Origin of the sequence: Chryseobacterium sp. MEBOG07 (assembly GCF_021869745.1) — a bacterium.
In the GTDB taxonomy this organism is placed as follows: Bacteria; Bacteroidota; Bacteroidia; order Flavobacteriales; family Weeksellaceae; genus Chryseobacterium; species Chryseobacterium viscerum.
Genome location: NZ_CP084579.1, coordinates 1,852,385 through 1,865,153, shown reverse-complemented (window position 1 = coordinate 1,865,153; position 12,769 = coordinate 1,852,385). Strand labels below are relative to the sequence as shown.

Below are 12,769 nucleotides of genomic sequence, written 5' to 3'. Positions count from 1 at the left end.
TCATAAAATTGGTAATAATGCCAATAAAGTAAAAGAATATTTATTTGTAGCAAAATAAAACTAATTACATGCCTCAAGTTTGGAATATAGGTAACACAACTGTTAGAAATCCTAAAAGAATAGAAAATGCCTTAAAAGTGTACGTTGAAGAAGGTTTCTCTGGAAATGCTAAAGGGCCTGAAAGAGAAGCACAACTGCACGCAAAATTGAAAGAAAGAGATGTATTAGAATTCGATGGTGAAGCTTCAGCATGGAATGGGAGAAAGTGGCGAGCAGCTTTTTATCAATTAGGTTTTATTAGTTATGAAAAGTATCTAATAAATGAGACTATCGAAACACCTTCACAACTTTTCTCTTTGATAGAACTGCAACATATTAATTCTGCTTTTCAATTAACTCCTGCAGGTAAGAAATTAATTGAGGCAATCGCTATTCCAGAGATTGAAGAAATTTACACAAGACAGTTTACTTGTTATGAAGTTCCAAACCTACTGGAAAGTAGTTTCCCAGAAGGAAGAATGAAACCCTTTATATTGTTTCTTCAAGTTTTAAAATTATTACAAGATAGTAACAACGAAGGATTAAATAAATTTGAAACAGGATTATTCCTTCAAAAATTTCAAAATCATACAGAAGAACTACCAAATATAGTATTTCAACAAATATTACAGTTTCGTCAAGAATTACAAGCTTGTACAACAGCTACTTTAAAAAGAGAATTAAAAAATAAATATAAAATTCAACTTCAAAGCGAGATTGGTATAAGTCCAAACTCGGTTATGGACTATTCTGATACAACTTTTAGATATTTTTCTTTATCAGGCTTATTTTCCAGAAAGGGACAGACAATAGTCATCAGACAAAGTAAAATGACATTTGTAAATACATTATTAGCAACTGAACCAAGATTCTTGTATTCGGAAGGAATTGTTCCATATCTAAATTTTTACTATAAAAACTCTTATCCATTACCTACAGACAATATAGATTTCGCCTTTGCTGAAGTCCAATATTTAGCAAATTCCATTCGAGATCAAAATAATCCCTTACTGGCTCAAGCTCAAAATTTATCAATAAACTCTCCTATTAAAGATGTTCAACAAATAAGATTTCAGTTAATTACATATAATAATTGGGAAAGAGAAGAAGATTTTGCCATAGAACAACAATCAGAGGAAGCAATATTAGATATATTAAACTACTTGAAAGTATTAAACAATGAAACAACAGATTCTAATTTAGAGATCGATGATAGACCTTCATATTTAGAGTGGGTAGTATGGAGAAGTTTTCTGGCAATTAGTGGAATTGTAGTACCAGTACATTCTACACGGCGTTTTCCTGTTGATCAAGACTTTTACCCCAGAAATACTGCGCCAGGAGGAGGGTCAGATTTATTGATCGAGTTTGAAACTTATGTATTAATTGTCGAAGTAACTTTAACCACTTCCCATAGACAAATGGCCGCTGAAAGTGAGCCAGTGCGTCGACATACTGTGAATTATAAAGAACAGTACCCAAACAAAGATGTATACTGTTTATTTATTGCTCCAACAATAGATAATAATGTGGCTGAAACTTTTCGTATTGGTGTTTGGTATAAACAAGATTTAGAAGAGTTTGTTCATATAGTACCTATGACTATTACAGATTTTATTTTAGCATTTGAATTATTAACAATTAAGCGTTTTAAAAATTCTGATTTTAAGACACTCTTAGAAAGATGCTTAATAATGAGAAATGTAAGGGCTCCACAATGGAAAATTGAAATTTCTAAAGAAATTGAAACATGGAGAAATAGAATTTTGCAATGATAGATTTATGCAAAATCTTATATGTGCTCACTGTAAGTAGCTTTGTAAGTAGAGAAGGAAGTTTCAATTACACCATAACAAAAAGGTTCAGCACGCAATGAACCTTTTTCTATATCTTAAGTTATCCCTTCTCAATCAACCTATCCAGCCTTCCCATCATCTCATCCTTCTCCTTCAGCATCCTTTCATAAAGCTCAATTTTTTGATCATACAGTTCTACAATTTTGTCAATTGGATTAAATGTAGGATGATGGTTATACATAAAACCTGTAGCATTATCACTGGCTGTAAACGTATTAGAAATAATATTCACCGCCTGCTCCTCATCAAAATTCTGAAACGCTTCCACCGGAATTCTCAATACTTCAGAAATTCTTTTCAGTAAAGGATCTTCAATAATTTCTTTCTGTTCCAGCAGAGAAACTTTCTTCTGGTTCCAGTCGTCTCCAAGATCAAGAGCCAATGCCTCCTGCTTGATGCCCAGCATTTCCCTGAATCGTTTTACATTGCGGCCTTGATGTATTTTATGTTCCATGATAAATCAACATTTATGAAGTTTTAAATATAGAAAAATATTTATTAAAACTGTCTTTAAAAACCGCTTAATTACAATCTCTGTTCTTCATCATGATGCCCTGAAACTGCCCCCATTTCCTATTTCGCCATTTTCGTTTTTATTCCCTCTTTTTTTCATCAAAAACCAAGAAAAAACAAACCCTGTTATCTGGTTTTCATTTTCTAACGAACACGCTCTAAAAATCTTACAACACCCTATTTTTCTATGATTTACACTCGCTATATTTGATCATACAAACCCAAAAAACACAATCTTATGGCACTAGACAATTTAATCAGTGTAAGCTTTTCAGCAAGCGATTTAGAAACCATTGACAAAGCTATTCAGGACATCCAGACTGTCCTTACAGGAAAAACCATCAATCTTACTCCGGATGAGAGACAGCAATACGGAAGAATTGCAGAACAAAACAAACTCTTTGTGAATAAAGCCAAAAACTACATGGAACAAAATGTTCAACACGTTCCTGGGTTTATTGATAAGGCAGAATTCGACAGAGATTATGAAGCCAGAGAGCAGATAGAGAAAAGGCTGCAGCTGTTGGATTCCTTAGTAGAACAACTGGCTGATACCAAGGTTTTGCTGGATCACGATAATTATCACAACGCCATCAGTTTCTACCGAAGCATCAGATTTCTTTCTGAAGAAAATGTTCCCGGTACCAATGTAATTTATGAAGGGATGAAACAATTTTTCTCATCAGGAACCACTCCGGGGCAACCAGAGGTTCCTCCACCCTCTTCCACCGACAATCAGTAAGGATTAATGTAGAAAGCAAATATACTTTTTCTTAGAGCACGTGAAAGCGTGCTTTTTTTGTGGCTATTATTTGGGATAATTGGAGTTGACGGGTTGTTAAATCGCAAAGACGCAAGATCTTATCATAAACACGTTTTTTAAGGCGCAAGGATTTTATCTCCGATAAAATTTCTATATCCCCATATACTCCCTTGCTGAAAATCTTTGATTTTCTTGCGCCTTAAAAAAATATATATAAATATTTTAAAACTTTGCGTCTTTGCGTTTAAAACAAAATAATAAGTCATGAGCAGGAAAGGTTTTATTGATAAACAACAATCAGTAAGAATAAACACTTTTTTCTAAGGGCACGTGAAAACGTGCTTTTTTTGTGGTTACAGGTCTGCTTGCTTTAGTTGGAAATCGCAAAGACGCAAGATCTTATCTTAAACACGTTTTTTAATGCGCAAGGATTTTATCTCCGATAAAATGGTATACTGCATTAATCCTTGCTGAAAATCTCACATTGAGCAAAGTCGAAATGTTCTTGCACCTTAAAAATATATAAAGATTTAAAAACCTTGCAACTTTGCGTTTAAAACAAATACAGAAATAATTTCTCCTGCAAGTTCAGAGCGAGATAAAAAAACGCAAAGATTTTATAGATCGGAATGTATAATCAAAGGGTGTAAAGAATGGAGGCTGCGCCTCTGATGAAGCGATGTGATGATGAGAGTACTTCTTACAATAGCATTTTAGTCCTTCTATCCCCTTCATTAACCCTCTCGAGGTACTTCATCAACGGTCTCCAGCCCCTTTGCTACCCCTCTCTACCCCCTTGACTAAGGGTCTCCACCCCCTTACATAACCCCCTATACCCCCTTAGACAACCCCCTCTACCCCCTTGGGTAAGGGGGTAGAGACCCTTCATGAAGAGGCTCCAGGCCGTTGATGAAGTCCCTCCAGGGGCTTTGGAAGGGGGTAAAACTATTTTTACTCTCTATTGATGATGACTTTTAGAGAAAATTTACGTTTTCCCGTAAACAGAAGCTAAAGTTTTTTCATATCATTGTAACAAATAAAACTACAAATCCATGAAGATATTACACGTAATGACATGATGTATTTATACTTAGAATATAAATTCAAAATCTCCGTAATTTTTTAACACCAATATTATTTTTATTCATCAGGTTTTATACTTAAAACCTAATATGGAAATAGTATAATAAGCTCTATATTATGACTACCAAAGAATATTTAAATTCTTTTAATAAAAGTTTTGAAGAAATTAAAGCCCAATACGAAGACGCTTTCAATGAAGTTGTAGAAAATGAAAAAATCGTTAGTTGGTTTGCCCCTCTTGAAGAAAAGCTACATCGATTACAAAATCCTATCATTGAAAATATCATTAGAGACGTTATTAGAAAAATACAATCTGATGATCTATTTGATGATGGCGATACTGAGAATTTATCCATCTATATTTCCAAAATTGATTCAATCGTAAAAGTTGTGAATTTTATTAATAACTTTAAGGAAGGAACTCCCCTTTCAGGAAATAGAACTTTAAAATTAGTTGAATTATTCAACACAATTAAGAATTGCGATACTATAGAAGAATTTGATTTAGAATTGAACAATAATTTAAAATCATTCATTCCTCATCTTTTTTCCATTATTAAACATTGTCAAGCTCCTGATCAATTCCCTATCTATTATAAATTTTGGAAAGGTATCTGCAAGGAAGTAATTAATATCAATAATGACTATACGTCTATATGCTCACTTTACCGAAGTTTTCCTCTTGAAGATAGAAGTTTACTTGCTACCTCATATTTTGGGACGATTGCTAAAATTATTATACTAGATCTACCAGGTAATACAGAAATAAATGCAAAAGAGGTTTCTAGTTATCTTCGGAAAAATGTAATAAATCTGGAAGGATATATCCTAATGCTAGATGAAGCAGACCGTATCATCAATTCTAATAGTCCTATTAAATACTGGCTATATGCTCCGGGAGAAAATGCATACAAGTGGGATGAGTTTTATAAAAATGGGATAATGGCTTTGGGGTGGGATGATCTTGGAGATTTAGGTCAATACCCAACCAAAAAAGACATTAACAATAAACTTGTAGAAGTATATGGTGGAAAAGCAAATAAACCTCATGATTCCTCTGCCAATTTTGATTTTAAAAATACCATCAATATAGGAGATTTTATTGTTGTCAAAAGAGGGCGTAGCGTGTTACTTGGCTATGGAGAAGTACAAAGCGAATATACCTTTGATGATGAAAAAGATGATTATAAACACTGTCGCAAAATTGATTGGAAAGGAAGAGGAGAATGGAGTATTGATCAAACCCTAGCATTAAAAACATTAACACAAATAAGTAAAGCTAATTACGAAGCATTACTAAATAAAATGGATATAAATATGACTATAAATTATAAAGAACAGTATAGAGCTTGGTTGAAAAGTGACAGAGAAAAAGAAACAGGAAAATCTGGTTCTTATGTAAGGGCTATGGAGGTTCTATCACAAAAGATAGATAAGAACCTTTTTGAGAGTGATGATATAGAATATTTATCGTTCCTCTATACTGATACAAAAGCGGAACAGAAAAATCCGGAAAGCAAATATTATCATGCAGAGGCTCCCTCTTATGCAATAGATGGTTATTATTCAGCCGCTATTGCAGAATATATAAGATTTCATCAATCTTTACGAACAAAAAAAGAAGAGAGCCAACACCTAAAACTTTTGGAATACAAAAAGCAAATCATTCTACAAGGCCCTCCTGGAACAGGGAAAACCAGACAAGCAAAAGAACTAGCTACCCAGCTATTAAAACTTAAGAATACTAAGGAATTAAAAGACCACCCTCAGTTTAAGCTAATTCAATTTCATCCAAGTTACACTTATGAGGATTTTGTAAGAGGAATCGTTGCCAAGCCAGATGAAGAAGGAAACGGTATTATCTATGAGGCTGAGAATAAGGTACTAGGAGATTTTATCAAGAAAGCATGTGATCATACTCAGCGTATAGGGACAGTTTCCAATTCAGCTTGGATGGAAGAAATGTTTGAAGATTTTAAAAATTCTATAGAAGAAGAATTAATTGCCAATGATTATAAAATAAAACTTACTAATAAGCTTTATCTAACTCATGTTGGTGAAAGTTCTTTCCATATTTCGAGTGATGGATGGAAAGGCGATCGCTTAAAATTCAGTGAAATAAAAAAACTTTATAATTATCAGATCACGAGCAGAGATCAAACCAAACAGTATGATGATCTTGCAAAGTCAGTATACCATAGAACAGCTTATTATTTTCCAGTCGTAGAAAAATTAAGAACATTTTTAAAGGATAAGCCTGTCCCTACTCAAGTTAATGATGAATCATTATCTGATTCAACAGAAAATTACGTGTTGGTTATTGACGAAATAAACCGTGCAAATCTATCTTCTGTTCTTGGAGAACTCATCTATGCCCTTGAATATAGAGGTAAGACGGTGGAAAGTGTGTATGAGGTAGATGGTAAAAGAGATTTAATTCTTCCTCTTAACCTTTATATTATTGGGACAATGAATACTGCTGATCGTAGTGTGGGACATATTGACTATGCAATAAGAAGGCGTTTTGCTTTCGTCAACATTCTCCCTAAAGATTTGAATGAAGATAATAGCATCCACTTTAATAGTTCTGATTTTCAAAAAGTATCTCAATTATTTACAATAAAAAATGTAAGTAGTGAATTTGAAATTAATGATGTTCAATTGGGTCATAGTTATTTCATTGCTCAAAAAGAAGAACCGGAAAACCATCAGAAGAGAGATGAAATCTTTAGGATGAAAATGAACTATGAAGTAGTTCCTATCTTATTGGAATATGTGAAAGATGGAATTCTCGTTGGGACTCATGAAAATCAAAACATCAAAGACTATATCAACACCCTGAAATTGAATAATTAATGGGGATATTAATTTCAGAACATAAGAGCTTTTTAATTAAAAGGATAAATGCTGGAGAATCTTTTACTGATATAAAAGGGAAACTTCTGCATCTTCATGATGATTCTTTTCAGCTTTTTACAACACTACAAAGTAAAAAGTTCAACCATCAATCTTTTTCTTTTTCAGTAATGAAAGAGCAAAATCAATGTGAAATTAAGGCAGATTATTATGTAGGTGTCGACTGGCTAGGAAATACAGGAAGAACAATTTACGTAGAACCAAAATTGAATTCAGGCTTATCTGAATATTTCAATAATTGTTTAAATAGTGATGAAGATTCAGCTGAAATTCCTGAACGATTTGAGAGTGGGGAAACAGTAAAAGCTCATGAAGTAAACTATCTAAGCATCATTTTCGAAGTTATGGCGCTACCACAAATTGCCAGCTATTCAAAAGATGTCATCCAAATAGATTGGAATGCAAAATATATTGAAATAGATCAAAAAGACGATCATCTAACTCCTTTTCTTATAATACAGTTTTTACAGCATTTAAAAACAATTGTAAGAAAGGGTCTGAAAAAGGCATATTATAAAACTCAAGAGAACCTTAACAGTAGGGTTAAAGGTAAAGTATTAATAGACCAGCACATTAAGAAAAATGTATTTAAAAATAGACTCACCTCTACTTTTTGTGAATTTCAGGTGTTTGGTGAAGATCATTTAGAAAACAGATTCCTAAAAAAAGTATTGGAGTTTGCAGCAAGCTATATTGAAAATAATTCTTTATTATTCTCTTCCAATATAAAAATTATTAAACATATTTTAAGTTATTGTAGACCAGCTTTTGAGCATATTAGTTCTGATATTGATGAATATCATTTAAAACACATTAAAAAAATCCTTTCTTCAATGAATATGGTGAGGCTCTACGAATAGGACAGTTTATTCTAAAACGATTTTCGTATACCATTACGAAAACTACCCAGAAAAAAATAGAAACACCACCTTTCTGGATTGATATGCCCAGACTGTTTGAGCTTTATTTTTATTATCAATTGATCAAAGCCAATCCGGAAGATATTCATCATATTCATTATCAATTCAGTACTTACGGAAATTCATTAGATATTTTAATAAGCAAACCTGGCTATGAAATGGTTATCGATACCAAATACAAACTAAAATATACTAAAAGTCATATTCATCAGGATATCCGCCAGGTTTCAGGATACTCCCGTTTAAAGAAGGTTATTAATGAAATGAAGAGCAAGAATAATGATTGGGAGGAAGATAAAATACTAGATTGTCTGATTATTTATCCTCATCTTCACCAACCTGATAAAGATCATTCCAATAATCCTCCTTCGTTATTACATAACTTTTCAATTGAAAATATTAAAAATCAGTTTGAAAATACTGATAATCAAATCATGGCCTACCATAAAGTGTTTAAATTGGGAATCAATTTACCCATACTTTAATACTTATAAGTAAAAAAGGTTCAGCTTAAAAGCTGAACCTTTTTTACCAGTTTCCGAAATTCTATTCAAATATTAACTAGTTACTTGCTGGCCCATTCAAATACTCATTACTCATATCCTTCTCCTTTTTAAAATCCATCTTCCCGAATTTGTAGCTGAAGCTGATTCCGAAAGAGCGATAAGGCAAATCTCTTACAGAATAAGACTGATAATCTCCCGTATCTACGGTGGTTACTTGTCGGATATACTTGTTGAACGGATTGGTAATGGTAAAACCGATACTTGCTTTTTTGTTCCAGAATTCTTTTCTACCCGCTAAGGTGTAGGTAATGGATTGTGGATTCTTCCCCTGGATATTTTTAGCTGCTGAGTTGTAATTTCCAAATACTTCCAGAACAAATTGCTTAGGAAACTGGTAATTAAGGTTCAGGTTTGCACGGTAGCGCATTCCCATATCCAGATTACCCACATAGGTATGGCTCATGATATAACGGTGAAATACCATAATATTACTTCTCAGGTTCATTGTATTATGAAAAAACGGCAAAGAAAGAGAGAGGATTCCTCCGGAATTGTATTCCTTACCGATATTGTCCCTCGCAGTAACCGATACATTGGTATATTCGGTTCCATTGGCTGTAAATGAAGGATAAAATGTAGTAATCTGCTTTAAATCCTGACTGTTGATCCGCTCAACCAATGACATGGAGATATTTCCACCATTAGTAAAATTCTTTGTGTAGCCCAGTTCCATATTATCTCCGATTTCCGGCTTCAGTGCTGGGTTTCCTGTGGTAATATTATGAGGGTCACTAAAGTTTAGGAAAGGATTAAGCTCTGTATATTCGGGACGCTCTACCCTTCTTGTATAGGAAAGCTTCAGGGTTTCTCCGCTATCAAATTTATGAGATAAAATGAAGGAAGGAACCAACAAACCGTATGACGGGATATTCGTATTCGGAAAATCGATTTTGAGGGTGGTATACTCATATCTCAGCCCTGCTCTTACATCCAGCCAGTTTAATAATTTAAGCTTCGAAGAGAAGTAGGCGGCATAGATTCCCATATCATAATTTAAATGGTAAGACTGCAGCGGATCTGTTTCATACTGACCAGATAAAGCATTCAGTACATGCACATCTGTAGCATTGGTAATATGCTGTTGTACGGTTTTCGCTCCCATTTCAAAGGTAACATTGTCATTCAGAGGATGTACATAATCAATTGATAGGTTATGGCTGTTGTCTGTTCCGGGATTGTTCCCCGAAATTCCATTATACGGAGAAGCAGCTCCTGACAGACTCTGTGTCTGGAAATAGCTGGTGGTGGGAGAACCATAGCTGAACACATAGTCTGCTGTAAGCTCCTGCCCTTCTTTTTTAAAGGTTTTTCTGAAGCTCAGACTTCCATCTATGGAACGAACGGAAGACTGATTATCAGAAGTCCTTGATCCTATAATCGATTCTACATTGGAGGTGTTATAATCTGTGATATACTGCTGTTGGTTGATCAATCCGGTACTTTTATTTGAGAAGCTGTTAAAGGATAGTGAGCCACTTAAAGCGGATGATGTACTCATTGACCAGTCAAATCCCAGTCCTGTTCTGTATCCGTGTCTCTCAAAATCTGTATAACCATCCTGTAATAGACGAGTACCTGTATTGGAGGCAGCATCTCTTGAAGTTCTGTCCTGAGAAAAAGGAGTTTTTGCTTTCAATTGAGCATTCCCACTAAAAAAGGCATTCATACTGAAGGTATTGTTCTTATAATTCAGATTCAATGATCCTGTTTCGAATAAGGTTCCACCAGTAGCATTCACAATTCCATTGATTCCTTTTACTTTACTGTCTTTTAAAACAATATTAATAATCCCTCCCGTTCCCTGCGCATCATATTTTGCTCCCGGGCTGGAAACCACTTCAATACTTTTAATCTGACTCGCAGGAATAGATGCCAATGCATCCGCCAGACTGTTTCCAAAGATACTTGAAGGTTTTCCATTGATCAAAAACCGGATATTTGAATTCCCCTGAAGCTCCACATTTCCATCCGCATCTACAGTTACCTGAGGGACTTTTCTCAAGACATCAATGGCAGCCCCATTTTGAGAAGTCACGTCATTGGCGGCATTAAATACAATTTTATCCACTTTATTTTCAACCACTGCTTTTTTCCCCACAATTGTTACTCCTTCCAAAACAGTTTCCCCATTGATCAGCTGAATATCACCCAATGAAAAAGTCATATTACTATTCCCGATCTGAATATCAGAAGTCGTTTTGTTTTTGTACCCTGCATAGAAAACAGCTATTTTGTATGTTCCTAAAGCAATATGATCTATGGAAAATTCACCTTTTTCATTGGAGGTAGCTCCGTTCACTTCTTTGTTATCCTGATTCAACAGGCCAATACTGGCATGCTCTATTGTATTTCCCGTTTTGGAATCCACAATTCTTCCGCTTATTTTCCCCTGGTCTTCCGCTTGTTGTGCATTGGCCATTCCTACAGAAAAAAATAGAGCCAATAAAATTGATACTTGTTTCACTATGATTATAGAATTATTACGGTGCAATAATGAGGATCAATTTAGTATAAATTCTGAATTTTCAATTAAAATGGTTTGAATAAAATAGTAGAGATTCCTACGGAATGACAAAGTGTATGATAGATAAGGCGTAGTATTTGTCATTCCGGCAGGAATTTAAACTCACATATGAAGTGCTTTATTTTAAACCATTAAGAAGAAATTAAGAGGATAAGAATGTTAAGAAGAGCTTCGCTTTTAGAGTGGACTTAAAGAAAATCTTTGATTTTCATCTTAAATTCCCTTAATAACTACATAATCCTTAATGGTTAAAAAGTAATTTACTCCAGTTCACCAGATGATTTTACCCAACTCCTAAGCCATTCATAATACTTTAACATCCATTATACCCTATCCCCAGATAAATTTTCGTTCTTTTGCAAAAAGTTTTAATTTTTGAATAATTGCATGTCGAAGTTTGATGAAATCCGGTATTTTTCTGATCAGGAAGTGAATGAAAGATTAGGGAGTATTGCCCATGATCCCATGATGAAGGCATTTATGAATTTTACTTTTCCTGGTGCAGATGAGCAGGTTTGGCTTGAACAGTTTAAAAAAGTTCATTCCATAAGTGATTTTCAGCATCAGTTTGTAGCCTATGCGGTTCGTCAGATCCTTGCGAAAAGTTCTGAGGGTTTAACAACTTCTGGCTTCGATAAGCTGGATAAAAATACCTCTTACCTCTTCATCTCGAACCACAGGGATATTGTTCTGGATACTTCACTGCTTAATCTGGTATTGCTGGAAGGTGGCTATATTATGACCGCTTCGGCTATTGGTGATAACCTTGTCCGTAAAAAGTTTTTGAATGTACTGGCTAAGCTGAACCGTAACTTTTTAGTACAAAGAGGATTGTCACTTCGTGAACAGCTTAAAAGTTCACAGACCATGTCTGAATATATTGACGAGCTGTTGCATCACGAAAACCGCTCGGTATGGATTGCCCAGCGTGAAGGCCGTACAAAAGACGGTAACGATTCTACCCAGCAGGGCGTTTTGAAAATGCTTGCTATGGCAGCCGGAGACCAGTCGTTGACGGATTATTTTAAAACATTAAAGATTGTTCCGATCTCCATATCTTATGAGTATGATCCTACAGATTCCTTAAAGATGCCTCAACTGCTGGCACAGCACAGGGATGAGGAATATATCAAAGGCAAAAATGAAGATTTTACCAATATATTAAGTGGAATTCTTGGGCAAAAGAAACGCATTCATCTGCATGCCGGTGATGTCATTAATACGGAACTGGATGATATTGCAAACACCATTGATAATAAAAACAAACAACTGCAAGCCATTTCACAGGTTATTGATCGTTCAATCATCAGTAATTATAAACTTTGGCCAACGAAGTACATCGCTTACGATCTCCTTCACAACACCAATATCTACGCCTCTGAATATACTGAACAGGAAAAACAATTGTTTGTCCGCAGACTTGAAATGCGTATTGATCCCTCTGAACCCGTTTCGAGAGAGTATTTCTTAGCGATGTATGCAAATCCTTTGATAAATAAGCTGAAATTGGAAGAAGGTTTCCAGAAGTAAGTATTACAATATACTATTAATAAAAAACCACTGCTGTTGAGTAGTGGTTTTTGCTTTTA

The 12,769-nt window shown here is 34.5% G+C and carries 8 protein-coding genes; 6 read left to right on the top strand and 2 right to left on the bottom strand.

Translation table 11 applies throughout. The features are described from left to right. Positions 1 to 68 precede the first annotated feature (68 nt). The gene (locus tag LF886_RS08580) at positions 69 to 1,814 is read left to right on the top strand and encodes an AlwI family type II restriction endonuclease (protein ID WP_236853712.1); all 1,746 of its coding nucleotides are present in this window, start codon (positions 69 to 71) and stop codon (positions 1,812 to 1,814) included. 121 nt (positions 1,815 to 1,935) lie between these two features. Here the strand turns inward: LF886_RS08580 and LF886_RS08575 are convergent, their stop codons facing one another. Beyond that, positions 1,936 to 2,349, bottom strand: coding sequence for a helix-turn-helix domain-containing protein (locus tag LF886_RS08575; protein ID WP_236853711.1), 414 nt, complete (start codon positions 2,347 to 2,349; stop codon positions 1,936 to 1,938). A 297-nt stretch (positions 2,350 to 2,646) separates the two neighbouring features. Here LF886_RS08575 and LF886_RS08570 point away from each other — a divergent pair, with 297 nt between their 5' ends. From LF886_RS08570 to LF886_RS23905, 4 genes are all read left to right on the top strand, one after another. Further along, complete coding sequence (locus LF886_RS08570; protein ID WP_236853710.1) at positions 2,647 to 3,150, top strand: hypothetical protein; 504 nt, start codon at positions 2,647 to 2,649, stop codon at positions 3,148 to 3,150. Between the two features lie 1,221 nt (positions 3,151 to 4,371). Next, positions 4,372 to 7,110, top strand: coding sequence for an AAA family ATPase (locus tag LF886_RS08565; protein ID WP_236853709.1), 2,739 nt, complete (start codon positions 4,372 to 4,374; stop codon positions 7,108 to 7,110). Next, entirely contained in the window at positions 7,110 to 8,030 is a 921-nt protein-coding gene (locus LF886_RS23910) for an McrC family protein (protein ID WP_262913048.1), read from the top strand. The genes LF886_RS08565 and LF886_RS23910 overlap by 1 nt, the downstream gene beginning before the upstream one ends. Continuing rightward, positions 8,027 to 8,575, top strand: coding sequence for a hypothetical protein (locus tag LF886_RS23905; RefSeq protein ID WP_317207668.1), 549 nt, complete (start codon positions 8,027 to 8,029; stop codon positions 8,573 to 8,575). The genes LF886_RS23910 and LF886_RS23905 overlap by 4 nt, the downstream gene beginning before the upstream one ends. Before the next feature lie 76 nt (positions 8,576 to 8,651). On the opposite strand, the gene LF886_RS08555 is transcribed toward LF886_RS23905, so the two are convergent. Then, entirely contained in the window at positions 8,652 to 11,120 is a 2,469-nt protein-coding gene (locus tag LF886_RS08555; protein WP_236853708.1) for a TonB-dependent receptor domain-containing protein, read from the bottom strand. A 447-nt stretch (positions 11,121 to 11,567) separates the two neighbouring features. Here LF886_RS08555 and LF886_RS08550 point away from each other — a divergent pair, with 447 nt between their 5' ends. Beyond that, on the top strand, positions 11,568 to 12,710 hold the full coding sequence (locus tag LF886_RS08550) for a 1-acyl-sn-glycerol-3-phosphate acyltransferase (RefSeq protein ID WP_236853707.1): 1,143 nt from the start codon (positions 11,568 to 11,570) through the stop codon (positions 12,708 to 12,710). Positions 12,711 to 12,769: the final 59 nt, after the last annotated feature.